11 protein-coding genes are annotated in these 14,588 nt (G+C 64.6%); all 11 read left to right on the top strand.

Annotated features, from left to right (window positions below; all coding sequences use genetic code 11):
• The first annotated feature begins 84 nt into the window (after positions 1 to 84).
• On the top strand, positions 85 to 375 hold the full coding sequence (locus tag ACX17K_RS02470) for a helix-hairpin-helix domain-containing protein (RefSeq protein ID WP_493773537.1): 291 nt from the start codon (positions 85 to 87) through the stop codon (positions 373 to 375).
• Positions 363 to 995 (top strand): paraquat-inducible protein A, encoded by a 633-nt coding sequence (locus ACX17K_RS02465; RefSeq protein WP_493773536.1) that lies wholly within the window; start codon positions 363 to 365, stop codon positions 993 to 995. Before ACX17K_RS02470 ends, ACX17K_RS02465 begins: the two co-directional genes overlap by 13 nt.
• The gene (locus tag ACX17K_RS02460; protein ID WP_031296362.1) at positions 977 to 1,612 is read left to right on the top strand and encodes a paraquat-inducible protein A; all 636 of its coding nucleotides are present in this window, start codon (positions 977 to 979) and stop codon (positions 1,610 to 1,612) included. The genes ACX17K_RS02465 and ACX17K_RS02460 overlap by 19 nt, the downstream gene beginning before the upstream one ends.
• Positions 1,599 to 3,221: a PqiB family protein gene (locus tag ACX17K_RS02455; RefSeq protein WP_260800000.1), complete on the top strand. Its 1,623-nt coding sequence runs from the start codon at positions 1,599 to 1,601 to the stop codon at positions 3,219 to 3,221. Before ACX17K_RS02460 ends, ACX17K_RS02455 begins: the two co-directional genes overlap by 14 nt.
• Positions 3,218 to 3,811, top strand: a complete 594-nt coding sequence (locus tag ACX17K_RS02450) for a PqiC family protein (RefSeq protein ID WP_493773535.1) — start codon at positions 3,218 to 3,220, stop codon at positions 3,809 to 3,811. The genes ACX17K_RS02455 and ACX17K_RS02450 overlap by 4 nt, the downstream gene beginning before the upstream one ends.
• A 148-nt stretch (positions 3,812 to 3,959) precedes the next feature.
• Positions 3,960 to 5,237: an MFS transporter gene (locus ACX17K_RS02445; RefSeq protein WP_493773534.1), complete on the top strand. Its 1,278-nt coding sequence runs from the start codon at positions 3,960 to 3,962 to the stop codon at positions 5,235 to 5,237.
• A 20-nt stretch (positions 5,238 to 5,257) separates the two neighbouring features.
• The gene (locus tag ACX17K_RS02440) at positions 5,258 to 6,637 is read left to right on the top strand and encodes a NarK family nitrate/nitrite MFS transporter (protein ID WP_343478938.1); all 1,380 of its coding nucleotides are present in this window, start codon (positions 5,258 to 5,260) and stop codon (positions 6,635 to 6,637) included.
• A 272-nt stretch (positions 6,638 to 6,909) separates the two neighbouring features.
• A complete protein-coding gene (locus ACX17K_RS02435) occupies positions 6,910 to 10,608 on the top strand; it encodes a nitrate reductase subunit alpha (protein WP_493773533.1) in 3,699 nt (1,232 codons plus the stop codon).
• Positions 10,605 to 12,155, top strand: coding sequence for a nitrate reductase subunit beta (narH, locus tag ACX17K_RS02430; RefSeq protein ID WP_493773532.1), 1,551 nt, complete (start codon positions 10,605 to 10,607; stop codon positions 12,153 to 12,155). The genes ACX17K_RS02435 and narH overlap by 4 nt, the downstream gene beginning before the upstream one ends.
• A gap of 11 nt (positions 12,156 to 12,166) precedes the next feature.
• A complete protein-coding gene (gene narJ / locus ACX17K_RS02425; protein ID WP_343478936.1) occupies positions 12,167 to 12,808 on the top strand; it encodes a nitrate reductase molybdenum cofactor assembly chaperone in 642 nt (213 codons plus the stop codon).
• A gap of 73 nt (positions 12,809 to 12,881) precedes the next feature.
• Positions 12,882 to 13,568: a respiratory nitrate reductase subunit gamma gene (gene narI / locus ACX17K_RS02420; protein ID WP_046156896.1), complete on the top strand. Its 687-nt coding sequence runs from the start codon at positions 12,882 to 12,884 to the stop codon at positions 13,566 to 13,568.
• Positions 13,569 to 14,588: the final 1,020 nt, after the last annotated feature.

Below are 14,588 nucleotides of genomic sequence, written 5' to 3'. Positions count from 1 at the left end.
GTTTTGCCCGGGAGCGGCCGCTTTGAACTGAGGCGGCCGCTCCTTTATCATGTAGTCTGAATGACTACGCCACGGCCGTTTCCCATGCACCCATCCCGCTGTCCGCCGCCGGACGCCGCCACCGATCTGCTGCAATTGCCCAATGTCGGCCCGCGCGCAGCCGCCGATCTGCGGCTGCTGGGTCTGAGCCATCCGGCCGACCTGCGGGGCCGCGATCCCCACCGGCTTTATCTGCAGCTGTGCGGCGCCACCGGAGCGCGCCACGATCCCTGCGTGCTCGACGTGCTGATGTCGGTCTGCCACTACATGGATACCGGCGAGGCGCGCGCTTGGCCAAGCTTCACCGCGGAGCGCAAGCGCAAATGGACGGTGTGAGCGGGGAGGGGCGGCTGACGGCCTGCCACGATTGCGATCTGCTGCTGCGCCTGCCCGGCGCGCAAACCGGCCGCGTGCGCGTTTGCTGCCCGCGCTGCGGCGCCCAGCTGTACGAATGCTCGGATAGCGGCCCCGAGGTCGGCGTGGCGCTGCTGGCGGCCGGCGCGGTGATGTTCGCGATCTCAAACATCTACCCGGTGCTGGTGCTGGAGATCGCCGGCAACCGCAATGCCGCCACGCTGTGGCAGACCGCGCTGGCGCTGCATGGGCAGGGCATGCCGGAGGTGGCGCTGCTGGTGCTGTTCACCGGCATCGTGATGCCGGCGCTGGAATTGGCCAGCATGCTCTACCTGCAGCTGCCGCTGTTGTTCGGCCGCGCGCTGCCGGGTTTCCCGGCGATGATGCGGCTGCGCGGCCTGGTGCGGCCCTGGTGCATGGTGGAGGTGTTTTTGCTGGGCGTGCTGGTTTCGCTGGTGAAGCTGGTGCATCTGGCCAGCGTGCAGCCGGGCATAGGCTTGTGGGCGTTTTTCGGCTTGATCGTGCTGATGGCGGCCAGCGCCAGCCGTTTCCGGCCGCATGAACTGTGGGAGCGCTACCGCTCATGCCGCATTATCCATTGAGCAGCGCGGCGTCGCGCAATCTGTGCCTGTGCCACGGCTGCGGGCTGCTGGTGAGGATCTCGACGTCCGAGGCCGTCGCCTGTCCGCGCTGCGCGGCTCCGCTGCATCTGCGGCGGCCGGCGGCGCTGCAGCGCTGCTGGGCCTTGCTGCTGGCGGCGATGATCAGCTATCTGCCGGCCAATCTGCTGCCCATCATGGAAACCACGGCGCTGACCGGCGTGCAGCGCGACACCATCATGAGCGGCGTGGTCTATCTGTGGAACAACGATTCCTGGCCGCTGGCGCTGGTGGTGTTCACCGCCAGCGTGCTGGTGCCGATGCTGAAAATACTGGCCTTGCTGCTGCTGTTGTGCAGCGTGCAGTGGCGCTGGAGCTGGGCGCCGCGCCAGCGCACGCGGCTGTACCGGATGATAGAAGTGATCGGCCCGTGGTCGATGCTGGACATTTTCGTGGTGGCGCTGATGGTGGCGCTGGTGCAATGGCAGTCCTTGGCCAGCATCAAGGCCGGGCCAGGCGCGATCGCCTTCGGCGCGGTGGTGGTGCTGACCATGCTGGCCGCGATGAGTTTCGATCCCAGGATGATCTGGGACCCTGTAGAGGAACATGATGAGCAGTGAAAATCCGCAAAACCCTCCAGAGCCGGACCTGCCGCAGGCGGTGCCGGTGCGCCGCGGCCGCTGGGCGCCGTCGCTGGTCTGGCTGATTCCGGTCGTGGCGGCCTTGATAGGCGGCTGGCTGGCGGTGCACGCGGTGTTGTCGCGCGGCCCCACCATCACCATCTCCTTCCAGAACGCGGAGGGGATAGAAGCCGGCAAGACCCGGATCAAGTACAAGGACGTGGAGATCGGCGAGGTGACCTCGGTCAAGCTCAGCCCCAACCGGCAGGCTATCGTCGCCACCGCGCAGCTTCGCAAGGAGGCCGCCGATTACCTGGCGGAGGACAGCCGTTTCTGGGTGGTGCGGCCGCGGGTGTCCGGCGGCGGCGTGTCCGGCCTGGGCACGGTGCTGTCCGGCTCCTACATCGGCATGGACATCGGCAAGAGCGAGGCGCGGAAGGCCGATTTCGTCGGCCTTGAAACCCCGCCCATCATCAACGCCGACCTGCCGGGGCAGACCTTCACGCTGCGCGCCGACAATCTGGGGTCGCTGAACACTGGCTCGCCGGTGTATTTCCGCCGGGTGCCGGTGGGACAGGTGGTCGGCTACGAGCTGGATCCCAAGGGCGGCTACGTCAAGGTGGCCGTCTTCATCAACGCCCCTTACGACCATTTCGTGTCCGCCAACAGCCGCTTCTGGCACGCCAGCGGCGTCGACGTGTCGCTGAGCGCCAACGGCCTCAACGTCAGCACCCAGTCGCTGGCGGCGATCGCGCTGGGCGGCATCGCCTTCGAGACGCCGCTGGCCGACAATGCCGGCATTCCGCTGTCGGACCGCAACTTCATCCTGCACGATACCCGCGACAGGGCGCTGCAGAACCCGGACCGCGAGATGCAGCCGTTCCGCCTGCGTTTCCGCCAGTCGCTGCGCGGGCTCAGCGTCGGCGCGCCGGTGGACTTCCGCGGCATCACGATAGGCGAAGTGACGGCGATAGGCGTGCAGTACGTGCAGGACCGCAAGGACTTCGACATGACGGTGGACATCCGCACCTATCCCAGTCGGCTCGACAGCCTGTCGCGCGGCGGCCGCATCACCGGCAAGCTTTCGCCGCAGGCGCTGGTGGCCAACGGCATGCGCGCCCAACTGCGCTCCGGCAACCTGATCACCGGCCAGTTGTACGTGGCGCTGGACTTCTTCCGCGACGCGCCGCCAGCCCGGCTGGTGGTGAAGGGCGGGGTGCCCGAGCTGCCGACCATTCCGGGCGACCTGGAAGAACTGCAGCGGGTATTGCAGCGCATCGTCAAGAAACTGGACGCGGTGCCGTTCGACAGCATAGGCAAGGAGGCCGACGCCTCGCTGAAATCGCTGCACCAGACGCTGGACAGCGTGAAGCGGCTCAGCGACGGCCTGAATAACCAGACGGTGCCGCAAGCGAGCAAGACGCTGGAGCAGTTGCAGCAGACGCTGGAGGCCACCCGCCAGACCATGCGCGCCGATTCGCCGCTGCAACAGGACATGCGCTCCGCGGCGCAGGAAGTGAAGGAGACCGCGCGCAGCTTCCGCGCGCTGGCCGATTATCTGGACCGCCATCCCGAGGCGCTGGTGCGCGGCAAGGAGGCGCAGCCATGATGATGAAAACGATGTTCGCCGCGGCCATGATCGCGGCGCTGGCGGGCTGCGCGTCGCCGCAGTCGCGCTTTTACGGGCTGGACGCGCCGGCCGCGCCGCAGGCGCAGGCGCAATTCGGCAAGCGGGTGCTGCTGGGGCCGGTGAGCCTGCCGGCGGCGCTGGATCGCCCCCAGCTGGTGATGGACATGGGCGGCGGCGAGCTGAAGCTGCAGGAGTTCGAACGCTGGAGCGCGCCGCTGGACCGCTTGCTGGCGCAGCGGCTCAGCCAAGGCGTGGCGCGCGCCAGCGGCGTGGCCAGCGTCTACGCCTACCCGCAGCCCGGCATGGACGGCGGCGATCTGCGCATCGCCGTCGACGTGCGCGGCCTCAGCCTGAAACCGGGGCAGGGCGCGATGCTGGAGGCGGCGTGGCAGCTGCAGAGCGCGGCCGACGGCAAGATACTGGCCCGCGGCGGCTTCAGCCGCAGCCAGGCGGTGGCGTCTAACGAGCCGGGCGCGCTGCTGGCCGGCTTGCAGACCTTGCTGGATGGCCTGGCCGCAGACATCGCCGCGCCGCTGGTCCAGCATCCGGAATGGTGGCGCGCGGGCTGATTCTCCCCCATTGGGAGTAGCCGGCCCCGGCCGTAAGGGGTAATCCGCCTCGTCCGTTGGCAGGCTGATAATCCTGCGACCGACGAATACCGGCGCGCGCCGCCGTCGCTTATCGTGGCAACCATGACCACTCCATGGGTATGGCGCCATGACTTCCCCGACATTCAAACGCTACAGCGTGCTGGCCAGCAGCACGCTGGCCTTCACCCTCTGTTTCATGGTCTGGATGATGTTCGCGGTGCTGGGCATCCCGATCAAGCAGCAGCTGGGCCTCAATGAAACCGAATTCGGCATCCTGGCGGCGACGCCGGTGCTGACCGGCTCGCTGATCCGCGTGCCGCTGGGCATCTGGACCGACCGTTACGGCGGCCGCCCGGTATTGTTCGCGCTGATGCTCAGCTGCGTGATTCCCATCTACCTGATGCAGTTCGCCAGCGCTTACTGGCAGTTCCTGCTGGCCGGCCTGTTCGTCGGCCTGGCCGGCGGCTCGTTCTCGGTCGGCACGCCCTATGTGGCGCGCTGGTTCCGCAAGGAGCAGCAGGGTCTGGCCATGGGCATCTTCGGCGCCGGCAATGCGGGTTCGGCCTTGACCAAGCTGGTGGCGCCGGCGCTGATCGTCGCCTGGGGCTGGCAGAGCGTGCCCACCGCCTACGCGCTGATCATGCTGGCCGCCGCCATCCTGTTCTGGCTGTTCTCCTTCAGCGATCCGGCGCACAAGGCGCCGTCCACCATCACGCTGCGCCAGCAACTGGCGCTGATGAAGCACCCGGCGGTGCTGCGCTATTGCCAGTACTACTCGGTGGTGTTCGGCGGCTACGTGGCGCTGGCGCTGTGGATGACCAAGTACTACGTCGGCGAGTACGGGATGGACCTGAAGCACGCGGCGCTGCTGGCGGCCTGCTTCTCCCTGCCGGGCGGCGTGCTGCGCGCGGCGGGCGGTTATCTGTCCGACCGTTTCGGTCCCTATGTCGTCACCTGGGCGGTGATGTGGGTGTGCTGGGTGGCCTTCTTCCTGTTGTCCTATCCGCAGACCGAGATGCGCGTCGCCACCGTGAATGGGCCGATGAGCCTGCACATCGGCCTCAACGTCTACCTGTTCACCGGCCTGCTGTTCCTGGTAGGGGTGGCGATGGCCATTGGCAAGGCATCGGTGTTCAAGTTCATCGCCGACGAGTTCCCGGATTCCATCGGCGCGGTGTCCGGCGTGGTGGGCCTGTCCGGCGGTCTGGGCGGCTTCCTGCTGCCCATCCTGTTCGGCGTGCTGCTGGACCTGACCGGCGTCCGCTCCAGCGCCTTCATGCTGCTGTACGGCACGGTGTGCGTCAGCCTGGTGTGGATGCATTTTTCCTTCAAATCGGCGGCTAAGGCCAAGGCGCGCGCGGCCGCGCCGGTCCATCCCATTCCCTTGACGAGCGAGCGCGGCTGAGCGCGGCGCGGGAGACACTCATGACTTATCTGATCAAACACTGGGAGCCGGAATCGGCCTCGTTCTGGCAGCAGAAAGGCCGCGCGGTGGCGCGGCGCAACCTGTGGATTTCGATTCCGGCGCTGACGCTGGCCTTCGCGATCTGGCAGGTGTGGAGCGTGGCGGTGCTGAACATGCCGAACATCGGCTTCGGCTACAGCCAGAACCAGCTGTTCTGGCTGGCGGCGCTGCCGGCCTTGTCCGGCGCCACGCTGCGCATTTTCTATTCCTTCATGGTGCCGGTGTTCGGCGGGCGCAAGTGGACGGCGATTTCCACCGCCAGCTTGCTGATTCCCGCGGTGGGCATCGGTTTCGCGGTGCAGGACCCCAGCACCAGCTACGTCACCATGGTGACGCTGGCGCTGTTGTGCGGCTTCGGCGGCGGCAACTTCAGCTCCAGCATGGCCAATATCAGCTTCTTCTTTCCCAAGGCGGAGAAGGGCACCGCGCTGGGCCTGAACGCCGGCCTGGGCAATCTGGGCGTGTCCATCGTGCAGTTCGTGGTGCCCATCGTCATCACCATGGGCCTGTTCGGCCAGCTGGGCGGCGATCCTCAGCATTGGGCGAAAGGCGCGCTGTCCAAGCAGATGTGGCTGCAGAACGCCGGCTTCGTCTGGGTGCCGTTCATCGCCGTGTCGGCGCTGGCGGCCTGGTTCGGCATGAATGACCTGGCCTCGGCCAAGTCTTCGTTCTCCGAGCAGGCGGTGATCTTCACCCGCAAGCATAACTGGCTGATGTGTTGGCTGTATGTGGGCACCTTCGGCTCCTTCATCGGCTTCTCCGCCGGCTTTCCGCTGCTGGTGAAAGGCCAGTTCCCGGAAATCGACCCCACCCGTTACGCTTTCCTCGGCCCTCTGGTCGGCGCGCTGACCCGCCCGCTGGGCGGCTGGCTGGCGGACAAGATAGGCGGCGCCAAGGTGACGCAGGCTGCGTTTTCGCTGATGGTGTTGGGTGTGCTGGGCGTGATCTTCTTCCTGCCGCACGGCGGCCAGGGCGGCAGTTTCACCGGTTTCTTCGCGATGTTCCTGTGCCTGTTCGCGCTGACGGGAATCGGCAACGGCTCCACCTTCATGCAGGTGCCGGCCATCTTCCTGACCCTGCATCAACGCATGGCCGGCCCAGGCGAGGCGGCGCAGAAGCAGGCGACGCAAGACGCCACCCGCGAAGCGGCGGCGGTGCTGGGCTTCACCAGCGCCATCGGCGCGTATGGCGGCTTCTTCATTCCCAAGAGCTACGGCACCTCGATCGCGATGACCGGCGGCGTGGAGGCGGCCCTGTACGTGTTCATCGCCTTCTACCTGAGCTGCCTGGCGATCAACGGCTGGTACTACGCCCGCAAGAAGGCGGAGGTGCGTTGCTAAGCTGGCGGCGGTTACTGGCCGGGCATTGCTGCCTATGGCTTGGATGGTATCGAAAGGGCGCCCGCGGGCGCCTTTTTCACGTCCGGCTTTCGTTCTACTTCGGACTACTCCTTAAGGCTTAGCCGGCCCCCTTCCTCTGCAGGCGTCGTTCACCCCTACTGGCCGATTGGGCGGCTTGCTGGGGAACGGTAGGCTAAGAACTATCGCAACCAGTACCAGCAGCCGGGCGGTAGCGACTTGAAACAGAGTTCCCCGGCGCGCATGGAGGCAAGATGAGTCATTTTCTCGACAGACTGAATTTTCTCGGCAAGGTGAAGAGCACCTTCTCCGACGGCCACGGCGCGGTGGTGAACGAGGACCGCGGCTGGGAAGACGCGTACCGCCAGCGCTGGCAGCACGACAAGATCGTCCGCTCCACCCACGGCGTGAACTGCACCGGCTCCTGCAGCTGGAAGGTGTATGTGAAGAGCGGCCTGATCACCTGGGAAACCCAGCAGACCGACTACCCGCGCACCCGCCCCGATCTGCCCAACCACGAACCGCGCGGCTGTCCGCGCGGCGCGTCTTACAGTTGGTACGTGTATTCCGCCCAGCGCGTCAAATATCCGATGCTGCGCGGCGAACTGGCCCGGATGTGGCGCGACGCGCGCCAGACCCTGAGCCCGGTCGAGGCCTGGGAAAAAATCAGCCAGACGCCTGCGCTCGCCAAACAATACAAGTCCGCGCGCGGCCAGGGCGGTTTCGTGCGCGCCAGCTGGGACGAGGCCAACGAGATCGTCGCCGCCGCCAACGCCTTCACCATCAAGAAATTCGGCCCGGACCGCGTGGTCGGCTTTTCGCCGATCCCGGCGATGTCCATGGTGTCCTACGCCGCCGGCAGCCGCTACCTCAGCCTGATCGGCGGCGTGCCGCTGTCGTTCTACGACTGGTATTGCGACCTGCCGCCGGCTAGCCCGCAGACCTGGGGCGAGCAGACCGACGTGGCCGAGTCCGCCGACTGGTACAACTCCACCTACCTGATGGTGTGGGGCTCCAACGTGCCGATGACCCGCACCCCGGACGCCCACTTCTACACCGAGGTGCGCTACAAGGGCACCAAGACGGTGGCGGTGTCGTCCGACTTCGGCGAAATGGCCAAGTTCGGCGACATCTGGCTGGCGCCCAAGCAGGGCACCGACGCCGCGCTGGCGATGGCGATGGGCCACGTGATCTTCAAGGAATTCCATCTCGACCAGCCGTCCGCCTACTTCACCGACTACATCCGCCGCTACACCGACATGCCGATGCTGGTGACGCTCAAGCGCGACGGCGAGCGTTGGCTGCCGGACTACTTCCTGCGCGCCTCGCATCTTGACGGCCAATTGGGCGAAGACAACAACCCGGACTGGAAAACCCTGCTGATCGACGAGGCCAGCGGCGACATCGTCGCGCCCAATGGATCGATCGGTTTCCGCTGGGGCCAGGCCGAGGGCAAGGACGGCAAGTGGAATCTGGAGCAGAAGGCCGAGGGCGCGCGCGAGGTGTCGGGCCGCTTGTCGCTGATCGAGCATCGCGACGAGGTGGTCGGCGTAGGCTTCCCGTATTTCGGTTCCGAGCACGATGAACTGCTGACCCGCAATGTGCCGGCCAAGCGCGTCAAGTTGGCCGACGGCGGCGAGGCGCTGGTGGCCACGGTGTTCGACCTGATGGCCGCCAACTACGGCCTGGACCGCGGCCTGGGCGGCGGCAACCTCGCCATCGACTACATGGACGACGTGCCGTACACACCGGCCTGGCAACAGAAGCACACCGGCGTGAAGCCGGAGCTGGTGATCCAGGTGGCGCGCGAGTTCGCGAAGAACGCCGACCAGACCCAGGGCAAGTCCATGGTCATCGTCGGCGCGGCGCTGAACCACTGGTACCACATGGACATGACCTACCGCGGCATCATCAATATGCTGATGCTGTGCGGTTGCATCGGCCAGTCCGGCGGCGGCTGGTGCCACTACGTCGGCCAGGAAAAGCTGCGGCCGCAAACCGGCTGGGCGCCGCTGGCCTTCGCCGGCGACTGGAACCGCCCGGCGCGGCAGATGAACGGCACCAGCTTCTTCTACGCCCATACCAGCCAGTGGCGGCATGAAAAGCTGGGCGTGGGCGAGATCCTGTGCCCAACCGCCGACGGCAAGATGGCCGACATGGCGCTGATCGATTACAACGCCAAGGCCGAACGGATGGGCTGGCTGCCGTCCGCGCCGCAGCTGTCCGCCAACCCGCTGGACATCACCCGCGCCGCCGCGGAGGCGGGCCAGGACCCGGTCGCCTATACCGTGGACGGTTTGAAATCGGGCCGGCTGGACATGGCCTGCAATGATCCGGACAACCCGCAGAACTTCCCGCGCAACATGTTCGTCTGGCGTTCCAACATCCTGGGCAGCTCCGGCAAGGGCCACGAGTACTTCCTCAAATACCTGCTGGGCACCCAGAACGCGGTGCTGGGCTCGGAAGACGAATGCATCAAGCCATCCGAGATCACCGTGCGTCCGGCCGCGGAGGGCAAGCTGGACCTGATGGTGGTGCTGGACTTCCGCATGTCCACCACCTGCCTGTACGGCGACATCGTGCTGCCCACCGCCACCTGGTACGAGAAGGACGACCTCAACACCTCCGACATGCACCCCTTCATCCACCCGCTGTCCGAGGCCGTGCAGCCTTTGTGGCAGGCCAGGAGCGACTGGGAAATCTACAAGGGCTTCGCCAAGAGCCTGTCCGAGATCGGCAAGGATTATCTGGGCACGCAGAAAGATCTGGTGCTGACGCCGCTGATGCACGACAGCCCGCAGGAATTGGGCCAGCCTTTCGACCCCAAGGACTGGAAAAAGGGCGAGTGCGAGCCGGCGCCGGGCAAGACCATGCCGGCGATGACGGTGGTGGAGCGCGACTACGGCGCGATCTACGACAAGTTCACCACCATCGGCCCGTTGCTGGAAAAGGCTGGCAACGGCGGCAAGGGCATAGGCTGGAAGACGGCCCACGAGGTGGATATCCTGCGCGGCCTGAACCAGGTGGCGCAATCGGGCGCCGGCAAGGGCCAGCCCCGGCTGGAGACCGCCATCGACGCCGCGGAGATGATTCTGACGCTGGCGCCGGAGACCAACGGCCATGTGGCGGTGAAAGCCTGGGACGCGCTGTCGAAAATCACCGGCCGCGACCATACACACCTTGCCCGCCCGCGAGAGCATGACACCATCCGTTTCCGCGACGTGCAGGCGCAGCCGCGCAAGATCATTTCCTCGCCGACCTGGTCCGGCCTGGAAAGCGAGGAAGTCAGCTACAACGCGGGTTACACCAATGTCCACGAGCTGATTCCGTGGCGCACGCTGACCGGCCGCCAGCAGTTCTACCAGGACCACCAGTGGATGCGCGCCTTCGGCGAGGGATTGTGTGTGTATAAGCCGGCGGTCGATTTGAAGACCACGCAGGCGGTGCTGGGCAAGCATGGCAACGGCAATCATGAGCTGGTGCTGAACTTCATCACCCCGCACCAGAAATGGGGCATACACAGCACCTATTCCGACAATCTGCGGATGCTGACGCTCAGCCGCGGCGGGCCCCACGTCTGGCTGTCCGAGATCGACGCCGCCAAGGCCGGCATCGCCGACAACGACTGGATCGAGGTATTCAACGTCAACGGCACGCTGACCGCCCGCGCGGTGGTGTCGCAGCGGGTGCCGGAAGGCATGACGCTGATGTACCACGCCCAGGAGAAGATCATCAACGTGCCGGGCGCCGAGGTATCCGGCAAGCGCGGCGGCATTCACAACTCGGTGACCCGGACCGTGACCAAGCCCACCCACATGATAGGCGGCTACGCCCAGCTGTCCTGGGGCTTCAACTACTACGGCACGGTGGGCGCCAACCGCGACGAGTTCGTGGTGGTGCGCAAGATGGACAAAGTCGACTGGATGGACGTTCCGGCGGGAGAGAAGCAATGAAGATACGCGCGCAAATCGGCATGGTGCTGAACCTGGACAAGTGCATCGGCTGCCACACCTGTTCGGTCACCTGCAAGAACGTGTGGACCAGCCGCGACGGCATCGAGTACGCCTGGTTCAACAATGTGGAAACCAAGCCCGGCATCGGCTACCCCAAGGACTGGGAAAACCAGGACAAGTGGCAGGGCGGCTGGAAGCGGCGCAGCGACGGCAAGCTGGAGCCGCGCCAGGGCGGCAAGCTGAAAATTTTGGCCAATATTTTCGCCAACCCCAATCTGCCGGCCATTGACGACTACTACGAGCCGTTCACCTACGACTACGAGCATTTGCAGAACGCGCCGCGGATGCAGACGCCGCCGACCGCGCGTCCGGTGTCGGTGCTGACCGGCAAGAAGATGGACAAGATCGAGTGGGGCCCGAACTGGGAGGACGACCTGGGCGGAGAATTCTCCAAGCGCGCCAAGGACGCCTTGTTCGAAGGCATCCAGAAGGAGATGTACTCGGCCTTCGAGAACACCTTCATGATGTATCTGCCGCGGCTGTGCGAACACTGCCTGAACCCGGCCTGCGTCGCCTCCTGCCCGTCCGGCTCCATCTACAAGCGCGAAGACGACGGCATCGTGCTGATCGATCAGGACAAGTGCCGCGGCTGGCGGATGTGCGTGTCTGGCTGTCCGTACAAGAAGATTTATTACAACTGGACGTCCGGCAAGGCCGAGAAGTGCATCTTCTGCTACCCGCGCATCGAGTCCGGCCAGCCTACCGTGTGCTCGGAAACCTGCGTCGGCCGCATCCGCTACCTGGGCGTGCTGCTGTACGACGCCGACAAGATCGAACAGGCGGCGGCGGTGGAAGATCCGCAGGATCTGTACCAGTCGCAGCTGGACCTGTTCCTGGACCCGAATGATCCGGCCATCGCGGCCGAGGCTCTGAAGCAGGGCATCCCGCAAAGCTGGCTGGACGCCGCCCGCCGCTCGCCGGTGTACAAGATGGCGATGGAGTGGAAGGTGGCCTTCCCGCTGCACCCGGAGTACCGGACGCTGCCGATGGTGTGGTACATCCCGCCGCTGTCGCCGATCCAGAGCGCGATGGAGAACGGCCTGATAGGCGAGGGCGGCATCATCCCGGACGTGCAGAGCCTGCGGATACCGATCAAGTACCTGGCCAACCTGCTGACGGCGGGCAAGGAAGAGCCGGTGGTCAAGGCGCTGGAAACCATGGTGGCGATGCGCCGCTACATGCGCAAGAAGAGCGTGGAGAAGGTCCGCGACGCGTCGACCTTGGCCGGCACCCACCTGACCGCAAGCCAGGTGGAAGAGATGTACCAGGTGATGGCCATCGCCAATTACGAAGACCGCTTCGTGATTCCGTCCAGCCACAAGGAAATGGTGGAGGAGGCGTTCGAGGACAAGGCCAGCTGCGGCTTCAGCTTCGGCAACGGCTGCTCCGGCGGCGAATCCGAGGCCAGCCTGTTCGGCAAGAAGAAGGCCACGCCCATCGTGTTCCACGACATGCGGCGCGACCGCAAGTCCAACGCCGGCAACTGAGGGAGACCATCATGCGCATCCACGCCATTCTATCCGCGCTGTTGTGCTACCCGGAGGCCGAACTGGTCGCCGCGGTGGACGAGATCCGCGCCGAGGCGGCCGAGCACCTGCAAACCGCCAGCCTGCTGGAGCCGTTGTTGCAGGCGCTGGAGAACGAGGACCTGATCGAGTTGCAGCAGCGTTACGTGCTCACCTTCGACCGTAATCCGTCCCACTCGCTGCACTTGTTCGAGCATATCCACGGCGAGGACCGCGCCCGCGGCCAGGCCATGGTGGACCTGCTGGAGGAGTACCGCCGGCACGGCTTCGAGCCGGCCTGCAGCGAGCTGCCGGACTACCTGCCGCTGTTCCTGGAGTTTCTGGGGCAGTGCGACAAGGCCGAGTCCGAGCGGCTGCTGGGCGACGCGGTGCATGTGATCGGCCACGTCGCCGGCAGGCTGAACGAGGCGGAGTCGGCATACGCCGGCCTGTTCGACGCGCTGCTGACGCTGTCGCCGGTCAAGCCGGAGCCGCTGCAGGCGCCGCCTATCCGCGACATGGACGAAATGCTGGAAACCTTCGGCCCAGGCGCGGACGGCGTGGAGCCGCTGCTGCGCCCGGCGCCGCCGGCGATCGCCCCGGTCAATTTCTATCCGCGCGGCGCGCGCGCCTGAAACCTTGCCCCCTCTTCGCTGAATGGGAGAGGGGCGGCGGGCGGCGCTGACGCCCCGCCATCGGGAGACAAACATGGACTACCTGCATAGATTCGTATTCGGCATCTATCCCTACATCGCGCTGGCCATCTTCCTGCTGGGCAGCCTGATCCGCTTCGAGCGCGAGCAGTACAGCTGGAAGAGCGAGTCGTCGCAACTGCTGTACCGCGGCCAGCTGCGCCTGGGCAATATCCTGTTCCACCTGGGCATCATCGGCCTGTTCTTCGGCCACCTGGCCGGCCTCTTGACGCCGCTGGCGGTGTGGGATGCGCTGGGTGTCACGCACAGCTTCAAGCAGGTGTTCGCGATGAGCGCCGGCGGCCTGATGGGCGGCTTGTGCCTGATCGGCATCGTGCTGCTGCTGCACCGCCGCTTCATGTGCGACCGCCTGGCGGCCAACACCACCTGGCGCGACAAGCTGGTGCTGCTGTGGATACTGGCCACGCTGCTGCTGGGCCTGTCCACCATCTTCGTGTCGGCCCAGCATCTGGACGGTCACGAAATGGTGTTGCTGATGAGCTGGGCGCAGCACATCGTCACCTTCCGCGGCGACGCGGCGGATTTCATCGTTTCCGCCTCGCCGGTGTTCAAGCTGCACCTGTTCATGGGCATGAGCCTGTTCGTGATCTTCCCCTTCACCCGGCTGGTGCACGTGTGGAGCGGCTTCGGCGCGGTGACCTACCTGGGACGCGCCTGGCAGCTGGTGCGCCCGCGCGGCTAAGGATCTGGGCCTGGGCATGGAAAACGCCGCGCATCCTGAGAGGGAGCGCGGCGTTTTGTTTGGTTAGGATTCGCGATACCAATGGATATAGAAAGCCTCAACCGTTGTTTGTAGAAAAATTTCCTCCGCTTTACACAAGCAGGCAAGGTGATCTATGCCGAGGGGGTATTTAACCCAAATGAGGGGGCGATTTGAAACTCATCGCGGTCAGGATATGGCCCCAATGGGTCCGATAGACAATTTCCCATGGGTACCTAACGTTTGATGTTAGGAGCCACTGCAGCGGCGAAGCCGCGAAGGTAACTCAGAAGCGCAGCTTGTGGGTGGATGGAGTGGTTAGGCCGAATTTGACCTTGATGTACGTTGAATCTCTAGTGCTCGTTGCATGCCTGATTGTGTAAGTGAGACAAGGTCGGATGTGCTATACGGGTTTAGCGAGACGAGGCCCTTTTTTTCAAGGCTATGAACTACGTTTAATACTTCAAGCCGACTAAGGTTGATGGCTTTGTAATTAATGTGATCGAGATTCAACGAGTCGCGGGGATTTTGGCCGAGCGCATAAAGAAGATTGACTTCATCCTGACTCAATTTTTGAGCACTGATTTTTTTCGACGTTGAAGTAAATTTGCGCCCTACTATGTGGAAGGCTCCGGATACTGCCCATGTGAATAGCAAGAAACCCGAGAACGCTAAGACAGCAACTACGATAAAAGCCCACTCCTTTGGAACGGGGTCTACGTAAAAAGGAGCAAACCTAGGGCCGAAATACATAACGCAAGCTGTAGCAAATGCAGCGCCAATCGCTGACCGTGAAATTGCAAGATGCTTAAGCAGGGATGGTATCCAATCCATATGTGTAGTGGGCCTAACTTGTAATAGACACGCGAAAAGTTGGATGAAGCCACCAAATTCTGGTACATAAAAAATATGCCGTCAATATTTTCATATTTAAATCAGAGCGATGCCGGCTGGTATGACCTCTTGGGGAGACTTAAGAATTGACAAAGCACACCACCTGCC

It is taken from the genome of Chromobacterium sp. INPA-IVC, from assembly GCF_059047085.1.
The sequence above is the reverse complement of the archived record's forward strand: the minus strand, read 5'-3'. Positions and strand labels throughout refer to the sequence as shown.